This window comes from Francisella uliginis (genome assembly GCF_001895265.1).
Lineage (GTDB): Bacteria > Pseudomonadota > Gammaproteobacteria > Francisellales > Francisellaceae > Francisella > Francisella uliginis.
In genome coordinates this window covers 667,058-688,616 of the sequence record NZ_CP016796.1, presented here as the reverse complement: position 1 = coordinate 688,616, position 21,559 = coordinate 667,058, and the positions used below count along the sequence as shown (strand labels likewise).

Here is a 21,559-nt window from a genome sequence, read left to right as displayed (position 1 = left end):
ATGTATACAAAAGATACTATTGTTGCGATAGCAACTCCTCAAGGCAATGGAGGCATTGGCATTATTAGAATATCTGGTTCAGATGCTCTAGAAATATCAAAAAAACTTACTCATAAGCAGTTGAAACCACGCTATGCAACATTTTGTACCATTTACGATAATCAAGAAACTATTGATAATGGTATTGCAATATACTTCAATGCTCCTTTTTCATATACAGGTGAAGATGTTGTTGAGATTCAAGCTCATGGTAACCCTTTTGTACTTAATTTAATCATAAAGGCAGCTTTAAATTGTGGTGCTCGCATGGCTAAGGCCGGAGAATTTACAGAAAGAGCATTTCTAAATAACAAACTTGATTTAGCACAGGCTGAAGCTGTAGCAGATATTATAAATGCATCATCTGAGATTGCTGCTAAATCTGCAGCTAAATCTTTACAAGGTGACTTTTCTAAAGAGATAAATAATCTTCTAGAGAGACTAATTTACTTAAGAATGTATGTTGAAGCTTCTATAGACTTCCCTGAAGAAGAAATAAACTTTTTAGAAGATAAAAAAATACATACTAGTTTAGAGCAAATATATAAGACTATTTTAGACGTTAGAAACAGCTGTAAACAAGGTGTTATCTTATCTGAAGGAATAACTCTAATACTAGTTGGTAAGCCCAATGCTGGTAAATCAAGCCTTTTAAATGCTTTAGCAGGTAAAGAATCTGCGATTGTAACATCAATTGCAGGTACGACTAGAGATATTGTTAAAGAGCATATTCAAATCAATGGCGTGCCAATGCATATAATTGATACAGCTGGTTTACGCAGTAGTGATGATATTATTGAAAGCGAGGGTATTAAAAGAGCTATTGCTAAGATTCAAGAAGCAGATCAAGTGCTTTTTGTAACTGATGACTACACAAATAGTAATGTTAAATTTAGTGATATTAAAGAAATAATACCTGAATTTTATAATCAAATACCTAAAGATATTGATATTACATATGTTCATAACAAAATAGACTTACTTAAAAATACTCCTGAAAATCAAGATAATCACATATACATATCTGCAGGAAATAATATTGGTATTGATAAACTAAAAGATCATATACTAAAAAAAGTAGGCTATACCAATCAAAATGAAAGCATCTATACAGCTCGAGAGAGACATGTAACCGCTATAAATAAAGCTTTTGAACATATAACTCTAGCAAAAGAACAATTAAATCTTGGTAATGGTGAACTACTTGCAGAAGAGCTTTTGATAGTTCAAGAATATCTAAATACTATTACTGGAGAGTTTAGTTCAGATGATTTATTAGGAGAAATATTCTCAAGCTTTTGTATCGGAAAATGATTTATCGATAACTATGTCTAACAGAAGAAATTCTATCTTCCATATCCTTTCTCTGAGCACATATAGAACTAATATTTTGTTCAGGTAAAAAGCTTATCTCTTCATATCTATCACGATTGTATGTTGTCCCTCTTGTACTAGCATAGCAAAATGGTGTTATGAAAACTAATGTAACTAATAATAACTGTTTCATGTAATATTTCCTTGATGATCTTTAATATTTATCTATACGTATTTTCTCACCGAACAACCTTTAAGAAAAATCTATATTCTTTATGTATTTTATTAGTTTTACTTATATCAAATCAGTAAACCTGCTTAGATAAAAATAATTTCTCTTAATTAGAGATAATTATTTTGTAAACATTTTGTTAGAATATATTAGTTTTAAACCTATCATAATAAAATATGCTATCTTTAATTGGTAACACCCCTATTATTAAGCTTAGAAATTTAGATACTAAACATAATATTTTTGCAAAATGTGAATGGCTAAATCCTACAGGCAGTATTAAAGATAGAGTTGCAAAATATATATTGGAAAAACTTATTGAACACAATGAAATACAACCAAAACAAGCTATAGTCGAAGCAAGCTCTGGTAATATGGGAACTTCATTAGCAGCTATTGGAAAACTATATAATCATCCTGTACATATAACTTGCCCTGAAAAAACAGGCTCAATGAAAAGAGCTATGATAGAAAGCTTCGGAGCAAACCTATCTATATGCAAAAATACCTCAGACCATCAAGATCCAGAGTTCTATGTAAATAAAGCAAAAATGATAGCTAATGAAACAAATGGTATTTTAATAAATCAATACGATAATAAGCTAAACACACAGTGTCACTATGAAACTACAGGTCAAGAGATTGTTGATTACTTTTTAGAGCAAAACGTAGATATTGATTATTTCATAACTGTTGGGGGCTCTGGAGGAACTATTACAGGCTGTGCAAGAAAAATAAAAGAAACATATCCAAAAACTAAAGTTATTATGCCTGACCCTAAAGGGTCTGTTTATTATGATATTTTTTATAATGGCAAACCTAACCTTCAAAATATCTATAGCTATAAAGTTGAAGGTCCTGGTAATCCAGTTTTTTGTAAATCCATGAATTTAAAGTATATTGATGAAATTATCCAATTTACAGATGAACAAGCAATAAATGGCTGTTTAGAACTAGCTAATGAGCAAGGAATATATGCCGGTCACAGTAGTGGAGCTAACTATTTTATTGCTAAAAATTTATTAAATTTGATCCCTCAAGACAATTCATATAATATTCTTATAATGATTTTAGATAGTGGTATGAAATATACTTTTCATTAATTAAAAAACCTCTAGAATATATATAAAACAATTTGATTAACTTATGTTATCATTACATATGAAATTTATTATAGGAGAATAATCTATGCCTGGTATATTGATAAGCCTAATTTTATTACTAATTTCTGTAATAACAGCTTGGTTTAATCGTCGTGGAGGAGTAGTAATTTTTACCATATTTTTAATTGTTGCAAGTTTAGTATTTTTACATCATGCAACTGAACAATTATCAATATATTTATAGGAGTTTATCATGACAAGATCCGCTGTAGAAGATTACATGAAAATTTTAAGTGTCCTAGAAGTTGTAGTCATAACTGCAATTATAGCAATAGAATTCTATTTCCAATTTAGCGTACATAACATGCCAAGGCCTATTTCTCTTATATTATTGCAGAGACTAGGTTTACTTGCTATGGGATTTGGTTTTTTACTTAATACTCACTTTCATATTCGCCCAAGTCATTATGCATTGTCATTATTGGCATCTGTCTTTACACTACTTGTTTCTTTGAAGATAATAAGCATTCACATGCTCGACCCTATTGGCATTGGGCCAAAACTTTTTGGAATGCATATGTATAGCTGGGTATTCATAATATCAATTATTTATATAATATATATCGCTATAGTTATGTCATTTTCTGGCCAATATGATCTACATCAAAGAACGTCTTCAGAAATATCTGAGTCTAGCAATAAAATTATACGCATCATTACACATATTGTTTTTGCAGTATTTATTTTATTAACAATAATAAGTATAGGTATAACTTATTATGAGTGTAATGGTGGTAGTTGTGTAGCACATATTGATCAAGCAACACAGGCAGCTCCAATATTACAATAATCATCAATATTCTTCCTCAGTTTTTAATATAATTCCTATCAATAAATTAATCCTCATATATTAAATAGACTCATTAATTGCTATGATTAAAGTGTGTAACACTTCATTAGGAGAAAATCATGCCAGGTATATTAATAAGTTTTTTCTTACTTTTAATCTCAATGATAACTGCTTTTTTCAATCGTCGTTATGGAGTAATTATTTTTAGCATATTTCTTATTATTGCAAGTCTTGTTTTTTTGCATCATGCAACTAACCAATTATCAATATATTTATAAGGAGGCATGATATGAAAAATTTAACATCAAAAGACTTAGTTAAAGCTATAAGTGCTATTGAAGCTATAGGTATCGCTGTAATTATAATAGCAGCTTTTTTCTTTCAATTTGTAATGGGAGAACTACCATGCCCATTGTGTCTTTTACAGAGATTAGGATTACTAGCAATAGGTTTTGGATTTTTACTTAATATGCGTTTCCATGTACGCCCTAGCCATTATGCTTTATCGTTATTATCAGCTGTTTTCACTGCTTTTGTATCACTTAGACAAATTGCTTTACATATTTCAGACCCTGTTGGTTTTGGTCCTAAGATCTTAGGTATGCATATGTATAGCTGGGTATTTGTAGTATCTATGGTGGCAATTATTTATATAGCAATAGTTATGTCTTATCCAAAGCAATACGAGATCCGTCAGGAGCCTCAAGAAATATCAGAAGCGAAAAATAAAAAGATTCGCTTATTTGCAAATATCGTTTTTTTAATTTTTATACTAGTTGTTTTTGCAAATTTTATATCAACATTTTTTGAATGTGGTTTAACCCAGTGTCCTGATAATCCTGTAAAATATCTCTTAGCATAATATAATAATAACTATCTCCTATCAGATTTATATTTTGGGGTATTTTCGCTAATTATATCCATAGCCTGTTCACAGTCTTGAAGTCTTAATCCTTCCATTCGACAGGTATTATTAGGGATCCCTCGCATTAATTCTCATTGCTTTACTAATATCATATATAAAGACCTTAACCAAAGAGTTTCTATATAATATTTGATCTAAGATTAATACCATCTATATTACGATATAAAATATATCTACGATTAAGATATAAAAAGCCATATTAAGAATAAAGCGTTGATTTGTTATTATATAACTATAACCATTAATAACTTATCTAATAAAAAGTCAAGCTACTGTAAAATATATAACTAATAATATTAGTTTTATTTAATTTTGAAAAAAATATTACAGCAATAGCTATAATTAAAAATAGAAACTTCTTTAGCTATAAAGTTACGAATTTTAAAGTAGTTATGAAGTTAATAAATTTATAAAGTATTAGAAACGAAAAAGCCCCAGATTTCTCTGAGGCTTTTGGTATTGCTTATCACGATAAGTCTTTTATTTGTAATAAGATGGCGACTACCTACTTTCACCTGGGCAAATGCCAGACTATCATCGGCGTGTTGTAGTTTCACTTCTGAGTTCGGAATGGGATCAGGTGGTTCCTACAAGCTATCATCGCCAAAACTGTGTTTTGGGTTATATATCTTTTTATAAAGATATTTAACAATTCAGCATAGAAATAGACTTAAGTCTCTCGGATCATTAGTACTGGTAAGCTTCATACATTGCTGTACTTCCACACCCAGCCTATCAACGTCGTAGTCTCCAACGTTCCTTACTAGCATAGCTAGAGAGATCTAATCTTGAAGGAGGCTTCACGCTTAGATGCTTTCAGCGTTTATCCCGTCCGAACGTAGCTACCCGGCAATGCTTCTGGCGAAACAACCGGAACACCAGTGGTTCGTTCACTCCGGTCCTCTCGTACTAGGAGCAACTCTTCTCAAATCTCTAACGCCCACGGCAGATAGGGACCGAACTGTCTCACGACGTTCTGAACCCAGCTCGCGTACCACTTTAAATGGCGAACAGCCATACCCTTGGGACCTGCTTCAGCCCCAGGATGTGATGAGCCGACATCGAGGTGCCAAACTCCTCCGTCGATATGAACTCTTGGGAGGAATCAGCCTGTTATCCCCGGAGTACCTTTTATCCGTTGAGCGATGGCCCTTCCATACGGGACCACCGGATCACTAAGACCTACTTTCGTACCTGCTCGAGCCGTCACTCTCGCAGTCAAGCGCACTTTTGCCTTTATACTCTAGGTATGATTTCCGACCATACCGAGTGCACCTTCGTACTCCTCCGTTACTCTTTGGGAGGAGACCGCCCCAGTCAAACTACCCACCATACACTGTCCTCGAATCTCTCCTGAGTTAGAACTCTAAATATTCAAGGGTGGTATTTCAAGGACGACTCCACAATCACTAGCGTGACTGCTTCAAAGTCTCCCACCTATCCTACACATAAATATTCAAAGTCCAGTGCAAAGCTGTAGTAAAGGTTCACGGGGTCTTTCCGTCTAACCGCGGGTACACTGCATCTTCACAGCGATTTCAATTTCACTGAGTCTCTGGTGGAGACAGTGTGGCCGTCGTTACGCCATTCGTGCAGGTCGGAACTTACCCGACAAGGAATTTCGCTACCTTAGGACCGTTATAGTTACGGCCGCCGTTTACTGGGGCTTCGATCCAGAGCTTCGCTTGCGCTAACCCCTTCAATTAACCTTCCAGCACCGGGCAGGCGTCACACCCTATACTTCATCTTACGATTTAGCAGAGTGCTGTGTTTTTGATAAACAGTCGCAGCCACCTGGTATCTGCAACCCCCAACAGCTCAAAGAGCAAGTCTTATCACCATCAAGGGCACACCTTCTTCCAAAGTTACGGTGTCATTTTGCCTAGTTCCTTCACCAGAGTTATCTCATAGCCTTAGTATTCTCTACTTACCCACCAGTGTCGGTTTAGAGTACGGTCGCTTATACAATATACTTAGAAGCTTTTCCTGGAAGCTTGGTATCAATAGCTTCGTCAAACAAGTTTGACTTCGTCTCGTATCTCAGATCAACAAGATGCCGGATTTGCCTAACATCTCTACCTACATACTTTCACCTGGACAACCATCCGCCAGGCCTACCTAACCTTCTCCGTCCCTCCTTCGTTCATATAAGCGGCACAGGAATATTAACCTGTTTCCCATCGACTTCACTCTTCAGCTACGCCTTAGGGGCCGGCTTACCCTACGTTGATTAACATTGCGTAGGAAACCTTGGGTTTTCGGCCAATAAGAATCTCACTTATTTTACGTTACTCATGTCAGCATTCGCACTTCTGATACCTCCAGCAAACTTCTCAATTCACCTTCATCGGCTTACAGAACGCTCCCCTACCAATATATACTATATATTCCGCAACTTCGGTGCATAGCTTAGCCCCGTTAAATCTTACGTGCAGGCCGACTCGACCAGTGAGCTATTACGCTTTCTTTAAAGGGTGGCTGCTTCTAAGCCAACCTCCTGGCTGTCTGGGCCTTCCCACTTCGTTTCCCACTTAGCTATGACTTGGGGACCTTAGTTGGCGGTCTGGGCTGTTTCCCTTTCCACTACGGACCTTAGCACCCGCAGTGTGTCTCCCGTGATTGAACTTCATCGTATTCTGAGTTTGCATCGAGTCAGTAAGGTCGTAAAACCCCCATCGTCGAAACAGTGCTTTACCCCAATGAGTTATACACGAGGCACTACCTAAATAGTTTTCGGGGAGAACCAGCTATCTCCGTGCTTGATTAGCCTTTCACTCCGATCCACAGCTCATCCCATAATTTTGCAACATTATTGGGTTCGGTCCTCCAGTTAGTATTACCTAACCTTCAACCTGGCCATGGATAGATCGCGCCGGTTTCGGGTCTACTCCTAGCGACTAGTCGCCCTATTAAAACTCGCTTTCGCTACGGATCCCTTATTCAGTTATCCTCGCCACTAAAAGTAACTCGCTGACCCATTATACAAAAGGTACGCAGTCACATTACTAAATAATGCTCCTACTGCTTGTATGCAAGCGGTTTCAGATTCTATTTCACTCCCTTTATAAGGGTTCTTTTCACCTTTCCCTCACGGTACTAGTTCACTATCGGTCATTCAGGAGTATTTAGCCTTGGAGGATGGTCCCCCCATATTCAGACAAGGTTCCACGTGCCCCGTCCTACTTGTTCGTATGCTTAGTTCCACTGTGATTATTTCGTATACGGGACTATCACCCTCTATCGTCAAGCTTCCCAACTTGTTCTACTATAATTACAGCTAAATCATACCAGGCTCTTCCCACTTCGCTCGCCGCTACTATGGGAATCTCAATTGATTTCTCTTCCTAAGGGTACTTAGATGTTTCAGTTCCCCTCGTTCGCTCTACACTCTATGTCGAGTGAGTACCTAACTTGTGTTAGGTGGGTTCCCCCATTCGGAAATCTCCGGATCAAAGATTATTTACCATCTCCCCGAAGCTTATCGCAGATTATCACGTCCTTCATCGCCTCTGAATGCCAAGGCATCCACCGCTTGCACTTATTTTCTTAAGTCTATTTCTATACTAAATTGTTAAATATCTCTATCATCATGCAAATAAAATAGTGGTGGAGCCAAGCGGGATCGAACCGCTGACCCCCTGCGTGCAAAGCAGGTGCTCTCCCAGCTGAGCTATGGCCCCAACTAAACCTAATATACTGGTGGGTCTGAGTAGACTCGAACTACCGACCTCACCCTTATCAGGGGTGCGCTCTAACCAACTGAGCTACAGACCCGTATCTTATTTACACTAAAATATATTATCTACAAACACTAAGCTAAATCATTTAAACATGTAATTAGAGCTTATTCTTTTTTTCGTATTTCCGTTAAGGAGGTGATCCAGCCGCAGGTTCCCCTACGGCTACCTTGTTACGACTTCACCCCAGTCATGAATCACTCCGTGGTAAACGCCCATTCGTTAAGCTATCTACTTCTGGAGCAACCCACTCCCATGGTGTGACGGGCGGTGTGTACAAGACCCGGGAACGTATTCACCGCAGTATTCTGACCTGCGATTACTAGCGATTCCGACTTCATGCAGTCGAGTTGCAGACTGCAATCCGGACTAAGAGTACCTTTCTGAGTTTCGCTCCAGCTCGCACCTTCGCAGCCCTCTGTAATACCCATTGTAGCACGTGTGTAGCCCTGGTCGTAAGGGCCATGATGACTTGACGTCGTCCCCACCTTCCTCCGCCTTGTCAGCGGCAGTCTCAATAGAGTACCCAACTTAATGATGGTAACTATCAATAGGGGTTGCGCTCGTTGCGGGACTTAACCCAACATTTCACAACACGAGCTGACGACAGCCGTGCAGCACCTGTCACTGCGTTCCCGAAGGCACCAATCTATCTCTAGAAAGTTCGCAGGATGTCAAGACCAGGTAAGGTTCTTCGCGTTGCATCGAATTAAACCACATGCTCCACCGCTTGTGCGGGTCCCCGTCAATTCCTTTGAGTTTTAGCCTTGCGGCCGTAGTCCCCAGGCGGAGTACTTAACGCGTTAGCTACGCCACTAGAGCCTTTACACCGACTCCAACAGCTAGTACTCATCGTTTACAGCGTGGACTACCAGGGTATCTAATCCTGTTTGATCCCCACGCTTTCGTCCCTCAGTGTCAGTATTAGTCCAGAATGTTGCCTTCGCCATTGGTGTTCCTTCTGATCTCTACGCATTTCACCGCTACACCAGAAATTCCCCATTCCTCTACTATACTCTAGTTTGCCAGTATCAAATGCAGTTCCAAGGTTGAGCCCTGGGCTTTCACATCTGACTTAACAAACCACCTACAGACCCTTTACGCCCAGTAATTCCGATTAACGCTCGGACCCCCCGTATTACCGCGGCTGCTGGCACGGAGTTAGCCGGTCCTTATTCTTTGGGTAACGTCCTTCTCATGAGCTATTAACTCATAAGCTTTCCTCCCCAACTAAAGTGCTTTACAACCCTAGAGCCTTCTTCACACACATGGCATTGCTGGATCAGGCTTTCGCCCATTGTCCAATATTCCCCACTGCTGCCTCCCGTAGGAGTTTGGGCCGTGTCTCAGTCCCAATGTGGCTGATCATCCTCTCAAATCAGCTATAGATCGTAGCCTTGGTAGGCCCTTACCCCACCAACAAGCTAATCTAACGCAGGCTCATCCATCTGCGGCAGCACAAAGGCCACCTTTAATCCGCAGATATTATGCGGTATTAACAGTCGTTTCCAACTGGTATCCCCCACAGATGGGCAGATTCCTACGCGTTACTCACCCGTCCGCCACTCGACGCCTACTAGCAAGCTAGTATCGTTTCCGTTCGACTTGCATGTGTTAAGCATGCCACCAGCGTTCAATCTGAGCCAGGATCAAACTCTTCAGTTTAATTCTCAAATTCTGACTCTAACTACTGATACTCAAATTCTTTAACAAAGTGTTTGTATATAATATATCTATTAAATATCTTAAAAGCCTTAGCTTCCTACCGTTGACATCACTCGTCAGCCGGTGAAGACATATAATACGCATCACTCCTCATAATTGCAAGTACTTTCTTAAAAAAAATCAAAGTTTTTTAGATTTTCCTATTTTTACCTATATTTAGACATATCTGAATACCTAAATGACCATATAAATAGAAGATTCTTATAAAAAACCAAGAAAATTAGATTCTGTTTAAAGTATCTATACTCATCATTTATTTTGTAGAAAATTATAATTAAACTTAATAGCCTGTAACTATTTGGAAGATAAGATAGATTTGAGAATAGACTTAAAGAAAGATTCAAAATAATTTTTTAGATTAAATTTAGAGTTTATTTTTTATAGCTTTTCCCATACGCCGCCATCTTTTGGATTATCACCACTAGTCCACCACTTAGCTTTATATGTGTTTCCATCTAGAGTTACTGTTTGACCTCCAGTGTACTCTTCATCTGCATTCCAGTCTGATCCAGCGACATAAGGACTATCCCAAGGCCCACCATTAGATGGCTTATCACCCTGCGTCCACCATTTAGCTGTATATGTTTGACCATTATATGTTACTTCATCACCTGTAGTGTATACCTCATTGGAGTCCCAAGTTCCTGAAGCTGTAGTATCATCTCCACCTTGATTTTGATCATCTCCACCTTGATTTTGATCATCTCCACCTTGGTTTTGATCATCTCCACCTTGGTTTTGGTCATCAGTTTGACCTTCAACTACTCTCCACACACCCCATTTTCCAGATTGTGTAGGGTTTTCACCTTTAGTCCACCATTGAGCCTCGTATGTTACTCCATCAACCTCTACTTTCTCACCTTTAGTATAAGCCTTATTCGAATCCCAGTTTCCTGTAGCTACATCTCCACCTTGATTTTGATCATCTCCACCTTGATTTTGATCATCTCCACCTTGGTTCTGGTCATCTCCACCTTGGTTTTGATCATCTCCACCTTGGTTTTGATCATCTCCACCTTGATTTTGATCATCTCCACCTTGATTTTGATCATCTCCACCTTGGTTTTGATCATCTGCTCCAGCTGTTATAAATGATATGCTATCTTCTCTAGACTCACCTGATGCATTAGCAACAACTTCAACACTATAGTTAGTTGCTTTATCTAAATTAGTTAATACATAACTTTGTGATGTAATATTTTGAGCAACTACATTTCCATTTAACTTGATTGTATATGTAATATTTCCATCAAGTTCTGGCTTATTCCAAGATATTGTTGCAGATGTCTCTGTTACGCTATCTACAGATACATAAACACTATCTGATTCATAAACTTTAGCTACAGCATTTATTAATGATTTACTATCATCTACAGAGTCACCATCTGCTTGCCAGAACATTGTTCCGCCAAGCCCTCTGCCCATAGCATATTCTGTTTTCTGTGTTACAGACCAAACATCATCATAAGTTATAAATGACTTAGTAGATGGACTATATGCCCATGGCTGCATCGCCACTTTACCATATTTATCAAAAATGCTTACATTTGATTTCTCATCATAAAACTGTAAATCTGATAATCCACTTACAGGTTTTGATGTTCCACATCCAGTTACTGGATTATTAACTGGGTTAACTAAACATTTATAGTCAAATACACCTTTCTCATAATCACCAAGACCAGGGCCTGTGATTGTTTGGAATAAACCTCCATCCTTAGCACTATCAACAGCCATTGATCTTGCATATAAAGGTAAACCAACTATTAATTTCTTAGCTGGAACTCCTGCTTTAATATATGCATCAATAGAATCTTGGATTGACCATCCGCCATCTAAACCTATAGATTTACTTAATGTAACATTACTACCAGAGCTATCAGTAACGTTATCTTGTACATCACTTGATACATCTCCTGCACTATAATTACTATTACTAACTCCAGATACATCTGGGAACTTCGCAGATGCTTGGAAGTATGCAGGGAATCCAGTACCCCATGCACCTTGATAGTCATAGTTCATAACATTAATTTCATCCATTAGCTCACCAGTCTGTTTCCAGAAGTCTGATACACTATTTGGATTACTTGGATTTTCCATAGCCTCAATACGGCTTCTTGCTCCATTAACAGCTATTGCAAGATAATACTTCTTACCATCTTCTTTACCAGCTTTATCTAACTCAGCACGAAGTACTTTAAAGAGTGCTAACATCTTCTTAGCTGGTGCTACATCATTACCATAATCAGACCACCATTCCCAATCTATATCTATACCATTAAAGCCAAGTTTACGCATAAGCTCTACAGACTGCTTAGCAAAGTTTTCCATACTTTGCTGGTTTGAAGCTAACTTCTCAAACATCGGTGCTGTTGTAACACCATTATTTGTCCAACCACCAAATGATAAGAATGATTTTAGATATGGGTATTTCTTAGCTGCTCTAGCTGCTGCTGAAAGTCCCCAAGAATCTGCTGAAGCATCAAGTGTTTTTATATTACCTGTACTTCCATCAAAACCTATAAATGCATAGATTAATGTATTTAACTTATTATATTTAAAGTCATATGGATTATATTTACGTCCCCATACTGCCCATTGTGCATAATATGCCGCATTTGTATAGCCAGGAGCTGGATCTTTACATACATTGCCAGCACATGGTCTTTCAATCTCAAGATCCTTACCGTCAACTTTAAGATCACTAACTATTGGAACTACAACACCAGGTAATACAGCAGCATTCCCAGAATCTGTTCCCATAATGTCACAAGATTGTGTTAAATCAAATGATCCATCACTATCTTTTAATGTCATCTTCGTTACGTAATCACCTTTGCTATTTTCTGTGCTAACAAAGTTAACTAAATCAGCTCTAGTCCCAAAACAGTTACCCCAGCCAGTTTTTGGCTTAAAGTTACTTGTAAACTCAATCGTCTTCGCTGATGATACATTATTAACCTTTAAAACTATTTTATTATTATAATCTTTAAATGGCGCCTTAAAATCATATGTCTCAACATTATTACTCGTAGCTGCTTCTGCCATGCCAAATGAACCTAAGCCCATCAGTATATATGATATCGCAGTTGCTAACTTCTTCTTACCGCTCATGTTATTCTCCTTTTTAAGTATTTAGAAATTTATTCTATTAAGCTCATTATCAATTCTATAAAGGTAAAAATAAAAAATACAACAAAAAGTTTAATAATCCATCATTATTAGCATTGCTTTTAGGAAACATTAATTTTTTATTATGATTTACAAAAAAATAATATAATTTCACTATTTTTAGCACAAAAAGGCTCTTTTGATTAATAAGACATATTCCTTAATTTTTTAGAGCTTAAAATTCAGTAATAATCGAAAAATTTAATAAGATCTTTTGTGTTAGTGTAATTTTTAAACATTCTAGCATTTAAAAAATTCCAAATCTGAATATTCTTATATATATTAGAGTGAGGGTATTTAAGAAACAATTAAGGATTTAATTATGAATAAAGATTTCTACAACAATATCAACAATAAAATTCAAGAAATAAAAGATGCTGGCACTTATAAAAGTGAGAGAATAATTTCAACTCCTCAAGAACCAGTCATAGATTTAGAAAATGGTGAAACTCTTATTAACTTTTGTGCAAATAACTATCTTGGTTTTGCCAATAATCCTGAAATTGTTGCTTATGCTAAAGAGCATATTGAAGAATGTGGCTATGGAATGGCTTCTGTAAGATTTATCTGTGGCACAAATAGTGTTCACAAGCAACTTGAGAAAGAACTTAGTGATTTCTTTGAGTTTGAAGATACTATTTTATACCCGTCTTGCTTTGATGCAAATGCTGGTCTTTTTGAAACTTTACTTACAAAAGAAGATGCTATTATTAGTGATTCTCTTAACCATGCAAGTATTATTGATGGTGTTAGATTGTGTAAAGCTATGAGATTTAGATACAACAACAATGATATGCAAGACTTAGAAGAAAAACTAATCGAAGCTGATAAAGCTGGAGCAAGATTTAAAATGATTGCTACTGATGGAGTTTTCTCTATGGATGGTATTATAGCTAACCTTGAAGCTGTTTGTGATTTAGCTGATAAATATAATGCTATTGTAATGGTTGATGATTCGCATGCATCTGGTTTTGTTGGTAAAAATGGTAAAGGCTCTATAGAACACTGCAATGTAATGGGTCGCGTAGATATCCTGACTGGAACACTAGGAAAAGGTTTAGGTGGAGCATCTGGTGGCTATATATGTGCTAAAAAAGAAATTGTTGATCTGTTAAAGAACTTATCTAGACCATATTTGTTTTCAAATTCACTAGCTCCAATAATTGCTAAAACATCTTTAAAAGCATTAGAAATAACTAAAGGCTCTAATGAGCTAAGAGATCAACTACAAGCTAACCAACAACGATTCAGATCTAAAATGACAGCTGCTGGATTTGATCTAATACCAGGTGAACACCCTATCATCCCTGTAATGATCTATGATGAGAAAAAAGCAGCTGAGTTTGCCGACAAACTTCTAGACTATGGTATATACGTAATCGCATTTTCGTACCCTGTTGTTCCTAAAGGTAAGGCTCGTATTAGAACACAGATGTCTGCAGCACATACATTTGAACAGATTGATAAAGCCGTCGAAGCTTTCACCAAAGCTGGCAAAGATCTAGGCATAATCTAATAGAGTAATAGAATTATTATTTCTTCTACTTAATTTCATTTTCAAGGAATTAAACTATGAAAGCATTAGCTAAATTAAAAAGAGAACCTGGTATATGGATGATAAATGACGCCCCAATACCAAAGTACGGATACAATGATGTATTAATTAAAATAAAAAAAACAGCTATCTGTGGCACAGACCTTCATATATACAACTGGGATAAATGGTCACAAGAAACAATTCCTGTACCAATGATCACAGGCCATGAGTTTGTTGGCGAAGTTGTAGCTAAAGGTGAGAGTGTAACAGGACTTAATATTGGAGATAGAGTTTCCGGTGAAGGTCATCTTGTTTGTGGTCATTGTCGTAACTGTAACGCAGGTAAACGCCATCTTTGCCGAGAGACTATGGGGATTGGTGTCAATGTACAAGGAGCATTTGCTGAATTTTTAGCAATGCCCGCATCAAATGTATTTAAACTTCCTAATGCGATTACAGATGAGATTGCTAGTATATTTGACCCTCTTGGTAATGCAGTTCATACAGCTCTTTCATTTAACTTAACTGGTGAAGATATACTTATAACAGGGGCTGGTCCAATAGGATTGATGGCTATAAAAATAGCTAGATTCTGTGGTGCCCGTAGAATAGTCATTACTGATGTAAATGAGTATCGCTTAAAAAAAGCTCAAGAGTTTGGTGCAACTGTAGCACTAAATGTTGCTCCATATAAAACTCAAGAAGAACTAACTACACAGATGCAAAAAGTAATGTCTGATATTGGCATGAGCGAAGGTTTTGATGTTGGTCTAGAAATGTCTGGAATTAATTCGGCTATATCAATGATGCTAGATGTTGTAAACCATGGAGCTAAACTCTCATTATTAGGAATTGCAGCAGGAAATGTGTCTATAGATTGGGGAACTATACTATTTAAAGGGCTAACTTTAAAAGGTATTTATGGCAGAGAAATGTTCGAGACTTGGTACTTAATGTCCAGCATGATTCAGTCAGGTATGGACATAAGTCCTATAATAACGCACATGCTACATATAGATGACTATCAAAAAGGATTTGAAATAATGAAAAGTGGTAAATGTGGCAAAGTAATACTCGACTGGAGTAGCTCGTGAAACAAATAAATCACTCAAATTCTAAAAAAATTGATCTTCAGTGGATTTTTACTTTATTTGGTACGGCTATTGGCGCCGGATTACTATATTTGCCTGTTCAGGCTGGAGATAGTGGTTTTTGGGCATTATTAACTGTAATGATATTTGCTCTACCTCTAACATACTATTCACATAAAAATATGGCAAATATTGTAATTAGTTCAGAGGATGGCGGTATTACAGATGTTTTTACTCATAATTTAGGCAAATTTTTTGGCTTAATATGTGTTATTCTTTATTTCTTTGCTATCTTCCTAAATATGCCAATGTATTCAATTGGCTTAAACAATGAACTAAGTAACTTTTTATTAAACTATCATCTTACACAGACAAATTTGTCGACAAATATTTGGTTTAGTTTCAGTATATTAATTACTCTACTAGCAATAGTTTCTCTAGGTATAAATATTATTTTAAAATTTATGCAATTCATTGTAGTTTTTCTAATAACATTAGTAGTAATATTATCAATTTATATTATACCTTACTGGAACTATAGCTTTATTACAGATAGTCATTTTGAACTAACTCAATATATTATTGGTATTTTAATGGTTTTACCAATATTAATATTATCTATGAATCACTCCCCTGTTGTTTCTAGCTTAGTTGTTTTTTATAAAAAATATGTAAAAGCTAGCGATAATGAAGAGAAAATAAAAATCTATAAAATACTTAAAATAAATGCTTTGATACTTTTTATTTTTGTATTACTTTTTGTAACATCGTGTCTACTTAGCACAACAGCTACAGACTTAGCTAGAGCTAATGATAATAATCTATCTATAGTAACCCTAATTCAAGAGCAACATCATAGCACTATACTTGATATTTTGGCTCCCATGATCGTTTTTACTGCTATTATAAGTTCATTTATAGGCTGCTATATAGGCTCAAAAGAAGCTTTGAAATATTTGTTTAAATATTTTTTTAGAAATGTTTGTAACAAAAAAATATCAGAGTCGATTATAAACAAAACATGTACTGGATTAATATTTATAGTTTTATGGATATGTACAATATGCAATTTCAAAATACTTAATATAATAGGTATTCTTGTGGCCCCAACAGTAGCATTTCTACTCTATATTTTACCTGTAATAATTATCTATAAAAATTTTAAATGTAAAGCTTATCGACGAGTTATTCTTGATTCGACTTTATTTATAATGGGATTAATAATTATATTTGGATATGTAATCGGATTGTTAATAAAATAATATTATTTATTTAGCTGCCAGTTAGCAAAATCTAAATCATCTTGAGTAGTTATCTTAATATTTTTTCTACTACCTTCAATAACTATTGGGTTAATACCATATAGTTCCAAAGCCGAAGCTTCATCAGTTATCTTATCTATAAGATTGTTTGAGTAACAAAAATCAAAAGATCTTTCTAATTGACCTAGTCTAGATAACTGAGGAGTCTGAGCTAACCAAATATTATTACGATCAAGAGTATTAACTATAATATTTTTAACGCCTACCTTCTTAACTGTCTCAAATGCTTTAACAGCCAATATACCTGCTTGAGAATGAGAAGTTTTTGTTTGTTCATACAGATCTACAATATTTTGAATATCAACACAAGGTCTAGCAGCATCATGGACAAACACCCAATCATCACTATTACCTTTAATAGATTTCAAACCGCTATAAACGCTTTCAAAGCGAGTTTCACCACCTACACAAGTTTTAATTTTAGGATGATTATAGTAAATAGACTGACTCCAGAATTTATCTTCAGAGCCTAAGGCTAAAAATATACGATCAAAAAAGGGACTATCAATAAACTTTTCTAAAGTGTTATCAAGAATAGTTTTATCATTAGATAACTTGCAGTATTGTTTAGGAATATCTAATTGCATCCTTGTGCCAACACCAGCAGCAGGAATAATCACATATTTATTTGACACTGTAAAAAACCTCTCCCTTCTTAATTAGGCCCATATTTTCACGCGCTAAACTTTGTAAAACTTCATTATTTTTACGTAGTGATACAACTTCTGAATATAGTTGGGCATTAGTTTGAGATTTTTGTTTGACCTCTTTTGATTGAGTAGCAACGGCTTTTTTTAGCTCATTATATTTAAAAATACCAGTATTACTAAACCAAAGATCATATTGTAATATAATAATTAACAATATGACAGCTGAAATAAAAAAGTAAAAAAAGAAGTTTGATTTTGTATTCATGAAATGACTATTATTCTTCTACCTGAACTACAACTTTTTCAGTTTCACTTTCTTCTACGATGATTTCTTGTGCATCATTAGAATCTTCTTCTGAACTAAATACAAAAGACTTAAGTCCTGGATAGATTGCATTTTCACCTAACTCTTCTTCTACTCTTAGTAATTGGTTATATTTAGCTATACGATCAGACCTTGAAAGTGAACCAGTTTTAATCTGACCTGAACAAGTTGCAACAGCTAAATCAGCAATAATAGTATCAGATGTCTCACCTGAACGATGTGAAACTACACATGTATATCCAGCTTGACCAGCCATAGCCATAGCTTCAAATGTCTCAGTTAATGAACCAATTTGGTTAAGCTTGATCAATATTGAGTTAGCAACACCCATCTCAATACCTTTAGCTAAAATACTAGGGTTTGTTACAAATAGATCATCACCAACTAACTGAACTTTTTTACCTAATTTTTCAGTCATTAGTTTCCAACCATCCCAATCTTCTTCAGCCATACCATCTTCAATAGATACGATCGGATATTTCTCAACCCATTTAGCAAAGTATTCAACCATCTCAGCTGAAGTTAAAGATTTCCCTTCTGATGCAAGTTCATACTTACCATCTTTATAGTACTCACTACTTGCAGGATCTAATGCTATAAATACATGCTTACCAGGCTCATAACCAGCTTCTTTAACAGCCTTTAAAATTGCTTCAATAGCAGCTTCATTTGATGGAAGATCAGGAGCATAGCCACCTTCATCACCAACACCAGCTACACTGTAACCATCTGCAATTAGAACTTTCTTAAGTGTATGGAATACTTCTGTACCACATCTAAGAGCTTCTGAGAAAGTCTCAAACCCAGCCGGCACAATCATAAACTCTTGCATATCAACATTATTATCAGCATGAGAACCACCATTGATAACATTCATCATTGGTACTGGCATTAGATACTCTTTAACATCCATTAAATAACGATAAAATGGCTTTCTTAGATGAGACGCTGCTGCTCTAGCTGTCGCTAATGAAACACCTAAGATTGCATTTGCACCTAAGTTCTTCTTGTTTTCTGAACCATCTAACTCAATCATAGTTTTATCAACTAATCTTTGATCTAATGCATCTAGACCTTTAACTGCCTGAGCAATTTTTGTATTTACATTTTCTACTGCTTTATAAACACTTTTACCAAGAAAAAGTTTCTTATTCCCATCTCTTAGTTCTAACGCTTCTCTAATACCTGTAGAAGCACCTGATGGCACAGCTGCTCTACCAAAAGCACCACTTTCTAAAACCACATCTACTTCAACAGTAGGATTACCACGTGAATCTAATATTTGTCTTGCAAAAACTTTACTTATTTGTGATGACATAACTATAAACTCCTTAAGATATGTTAAGTCTTTCTTGTATTTAAACAAACTTCTGTAATTATAAGCTAGCTGGGTATGCTTTGCAATTTGAATATAGATCTTTAAGGCTATTCTTCTTCTGATGATCTATCTGAAAGAATCTCTTGTGCTTCACTGAAGTTAAGACTCTCAGGAGTTGCAGCTGTAAATTGTACAGTATCTGTTGCTGATTTTCTTTTAGTCATTCTATAGACAGAATAAACACATAAGCTAGCACTTAGTAAAGCTGTTATTATAAAGAATCCAAATGGTCCAATGATAGACATCGTACTAGATATAATAACTGGACTAATTACAGATCCTAAACCATATGCAATTGTTAGAACACCTATTGCCCCTAATATTTCACCTTCATCAAGGAAATCACTAGCATGAGATATTGATAAAGGATATATTACAAAAGCACACCCTCCAAATATAAAAATTATTATAGAAAATACAAAATATGAAGTATGGAAAGCAAATATTAATGTCGAAGCTAATAAAATACCAATACCAGCTAATAAGATAACCTTTCTTCTATCTATAATATCTGATAGTTTACCCATAGGCACTTGTAAAAGCATCCCACCTAAAATAGTAGTCATCATTAAAACTGATACCATGTTAGCATCACAATCAACTCTAACTAAAAATATTGGCAAAATAGTATAAATTGATCCTAATAAAGATCCTCCTATAACACTTGCAACCATAGCCAAAGGAACTTTTTTCATAATTGCTATAGGAGAGCAAATCTCTTCTGAGTGTGGTACTGGAGCTACTGTTTTAGTAAATGCCATTAGCACGATAGCAATACTACATAATGAAGATATAAAACAATAAGCCAACAATCCTTGACTAAAGTGTATATTTATCATTAACTGTGATAATGCTTGTGAACCATAGTATATAAGAAGATATATTGAAAATACCAGCCCTCTATTTTTCTTCTCCGAAGATAAGATACACCAACTCTCTATAATGATAAATAAAGCAGCTAGTGAGAAACCACAAACAAATCTAAAAAATATCCAAATAGGAACCTCTTTGAAAATACCTACAGTCAAAGTACTTATAGCCATTAATGATGCAAACAATACAAATGCTCTAATATAACCGACTCTAACAATTGTAAACTGTGAAAAATAAGACCCTGCAGTCATACCAAAAAAGTAAGCCGCTGAGATTAAACCTATCATTAAATTAGAGCGTCCAAGACTATTTAACTCAATAGATGAATACGTTGTAAAAAATCCATTCCCAAACGATAAAACACACATTGCTACTATCGGTGTAAGAATCAAAAATAAAGTTTGTCTAACGGTCATGAGTTAACTCCCAGAAATCTAATCAATGAATAAGGCTGATTATATAGGAAGCTAGATACTAAGTTAAGGAGATATAGAAAGTTTAAGAATTTTTTTGTAATTTTTTCCAATTTATATAACCATATATAGCATTAAATAAATAAATTAACCACATAGCAAGAAAAGCTATACCATCACCAGATCCTGAAATATATTGCTGTAACCATATAATTGTTGAAAGAGTATTAATAATTATCCATAGCGTCCACTGTTCTAAATATGCTTTTACCATAAGTATGATAGCAACAACAGAAACAACACCTGTCAATGAATCTGCAAAAAGCCCAACTTGCTGATTAAATATACCTTTTAAGATAAAACTACCATATAAGATAGCTGAAATAATAATACCTACAGATAAATATATTCTCTGCTTATTAGTAAGACTTTTTGTCACAATATCATTGTTTTCATCCGTGCTTTGAGGTTTCGTCCAATTATATAAACCATAGAATTGCATTGGGAAAAAGAAAAATGCAAAAAGCAGGAACTGACCAAAGATACCTTGTTGATAGCAAACATAAGCATATGTTAAATTATTAATAAAAGCGAAAAAGTAATTAAGAGTTTTACCTTTCGCAATTAAAAAAAGATTTAGCATACCTGTAACTGTAGCAATAGTTGTCAAAACTAAATACTGATCAGTAGTTAATATACTTATTAGACCAAGTACTCCAACAGAGCATATAAGCCATGTAATCTCAAAAGAATTATAATCATCAAAAACTCTTTTAAAATCTATATTTTTAAATCCTTTAAGATAGCTAGATACTTGTGAGAAAAAATTATAAACAATCTGGTTAACCATTTTATATCCAAAATAAATGAA

General features: G+C 35.4%; 16 protein-coding genes, 2 tRNA genes and 3 rRNA genes. 9 read left to right on the top strand and 12 right to left on the bottom strand.

What is annotated here, in order from left to right:
* A complete protein-coding gene (mnmE, locus tag F7310_RS03390; RefSeq protein WP_072711771.1) occupies positions 1-1,353 on the top strand; it encodes a tRNA uridine-5-carboxymethylaminomethyl(34) synthesis GTPase MnmE in 1,353 nt (450 codons plus the stop codon).
* Between the two features lies 1 nt (position 1,354).
* On the opposite strand, the gene F7310_RS03385 is transcribed toward mnmE, so the two are convergent.
* A complete protein-coding gene (locus F7310_RS03385) occupies positions 1,355-1,546 on the bottom strand; it encodes a hypothetical protein (protein WP_072711769.1) in 192 nt (63 codons plus the stop codon).
* 215 nt (positions 1,547-1,761) lie between these two features.
* Here F7310_RS03385 and F7310_RS03380 point away from each other — a divergent pair, with 215 nt between their 5' ends.
* From F7310_RS03380 to F7310_RS03370, 5 genes are all read left to right on the top strand, one after another.
* Entirely contained in the window at positions 1,762-2,688 is a 927-nt protein-coding gene (locus F7310_RS03380) for a cysteine synthase family protein (protein WP_072711768.1), read from the top strand.
* An 85-nt stretch (positions 2,689-2,773) separates the two neighbouring features.
* Positions 2,774-2,932, top strand: a complete 159-nt coding sequence (locus tag F7310_RS10550; protein WP_173647413.1) for a DUF5993 family protein — start codon at positions 2,774-2,776, stop codon at positions 2,930-2,932.
* 9 nt (positions 2,933-2,941) lie between these two features.
* A complete protein-coding gene (locus F7310_RS03375) occupies positions 2,942-3,538 on the top strand; it encodes a hypothetical protein (RefSeq protein ID WP_072711766.1) in 597 nt (198 codons plus the stop codon).
* Positions 3,539-3,657: 119 nt separating this feature from the next.
* Complete coding sequence (locus F7310_RS10660) at positions 3,658-3,816, top strand: DUF5993 family protein (protein ID WP_257786356.1); 159 nt, start codon at positions 3,658-3,660, stop codon at positions 3,814-3,816.
* A gap of 11 nt (positions 3,817-3,827) precedes the next feature.
* Positions 3,828-4,400, top strand: coding sequence for a disulfide bond formation protein B (locus F7310_RS03370; protein WP_072711765.1), 573 nt, complete (start codon positions 3,828-3,830; stop codon positions 4,398-4,400).
* Positions 4,401-4,955: 555 nt separating this feature from the next.
* On the opposite strand, the gene rrf is transcribed toward F7310_RS03370, so the two are convergent.
* The 6 genes from rrf to F7310_RS03340 form a co-directional block, all read right to left on the bottom strand.
* Positions 4,956-5,071, bottom strand: a 5S ribosomal RNA gene (rrf, locus tag F7310_RS03365).
* A gap of 58 nt (positions 5,072-5,129) precedes the next feature.
* Positions 5,130-8,015 (bottom strand): 23S ribosomal RNA (locus tag F7310_RS03360).
* A gap of 52 nt (positions 8,016-8,067) precedes the next feature.
* Positions 8,068-8,143 (bottom strand) — tRNA-Ala (locus F7310_RS03355).
* A 17-nt stretch (positions 8,144-8,160) separates the two neighbouring features.
* Positions 8,161-8,237: transfer RNA gene (locus F7310_RS03350), tRNA-Ile, on the bottom strand.
* Between the two features lie 94 nt (positions 8,238-8,331).
* A 16S ribosomal RNA gene (locus F7310_RS03345) occupies positions 8,332-9,865 on the bottom strand.
* The 16S, 23S and 5S rRNA genes sit together here with 2 tRNA genes alongside, the layout of an rRNA operon.
* 438 nt (positions 9,866-10,303) lie before the next feature.
* Positions 10,304-13,042 (bottom strand): glycosyl hydrolase family 18 protein, encoded by a 2,739-nt coding sequence (locus F7310_RS03340; protein WP_072711764.1) that lies wholly within the window; start codon positions 13,040-13,042, stop codon positions 10,304-10,306.
* Between the two features lie 379 nt (positions 13,043-13,421).
* Between F7310_RS03340 and F7310_RS03335 the strand changes: the two genes are divergently transcribed.
* Genes F7310_RS03335 through F7310_RS03325 form a run of 3 tightly spaced genes read left to right on the top strand, consistent with a single transcriptional unit; the run spans position 13,422 to position 16,989 of the window.
* The gene (locus F7310_RS03335; RefSeq protein ID WP_072711762.1) at positions 13,422-14,615 is read left to right on the top strand and encodes a glycine C-acetyltransferase; all 1,194 of its coding nucleotides are present in this window, start codon (positions 13,422-13,424) and stop codon (positions 14,613-14,615) included.
* A 56-nt stretch (positions 14,616-14,671) separates the two neighbouring features.
* A complete protein-coding gene (tdh, locus tag F7310_RS03330; protein ID WP_072711761.1) occupies positions 14,672-15,730 on the top strand; it encodes an L-threonine 3-dehydrogenase in 1,059 nt (352 codons plus the stop codon).
* Positions 15,727-16,989 (top strand): amino acid permease, encoded by a 1,263-nt coding sequence (locus F7310_RS03325; RefSeq protein ID WP_072711759.1) that lies wholly within the window; start codon positions 15,727-15,729, stop codon positions 16,987-16,989. Before tdh ends, F7310_RS03325 begins: the two co-directional genes overlap by 4 nt.
* Positions 16,990-16,991: 2 nt before the next feature.
* On the opposite strand, the gene ispD is transcribed toward F7310_RS03325, so the two are convergent.
* From ispD to pnuC, 5 genes are all read right to left on the bottom strand, one after another.
* A complete protein-coding gene (gene ispD, locus F7310_RS03320) occupies positions 16,992-17,684 on the bottom strand; it encodes a 2-C-methyl-D-erythritol 4-phosphate cytidylyltransferase (protein ID WP_072711757.1) in 693 nt (230 codons plus the stop codon).
* The gene (locus F7310_RS03315) at positions 17,674-17,964 is read right to left on the bottom strand and encodes an FtsB family cell division protein (protein WP_072711756.1); all 291 of its coding nucleotides are present in this window, start codon (positions 17,962-17,964) and stop codon (positions 17,674-17,676) included. The genes ispD and F7310_RS03315 overlap by 11 nt, the downstream gene beginning before the upstream one ends.
* Positions 17,965-17,974: 10 nt before the next feature.
* On the bottom strand, positions 17,975-19,342 hold the full coding sequence (gene eno, locus F7310_RS03310; protein ID WP_072711754.1) for a phosphopyruvate hydratase: 1,368 nt from the start codon (positions 19,340-19,342) through the stop codon (positions 17,975-17,977).
* 107 nt (positions 19,343-19,449) lie between these two features.
* On the bottom strand, positions 19,450-20,691 hold the full coding sequence (locus F7310_RS03305) for an MFS transporter (RefSeq protein ID WP_072711753.1): 1,242 nt from the start codon (positions 20,689-20,691) through the stop codon (positions 19,450-19,452).
* An 82-nt stretch (positions 20,692-20,773) separates the two neighbouring features.
* On the bottom strand, positions 20,774-21,538 hold the full coding sequence (gene pnuC, locus F7310_RS03300; protein WP_072711751.1) for a nicotinamide riboside transporter PnuC: 765 nt from the start codon (positions 21,536-21,538) through the stop codon (positions 20,774-20,776).
* Positions 21,539-21,559: the final 21 nt, after the last annotated feature.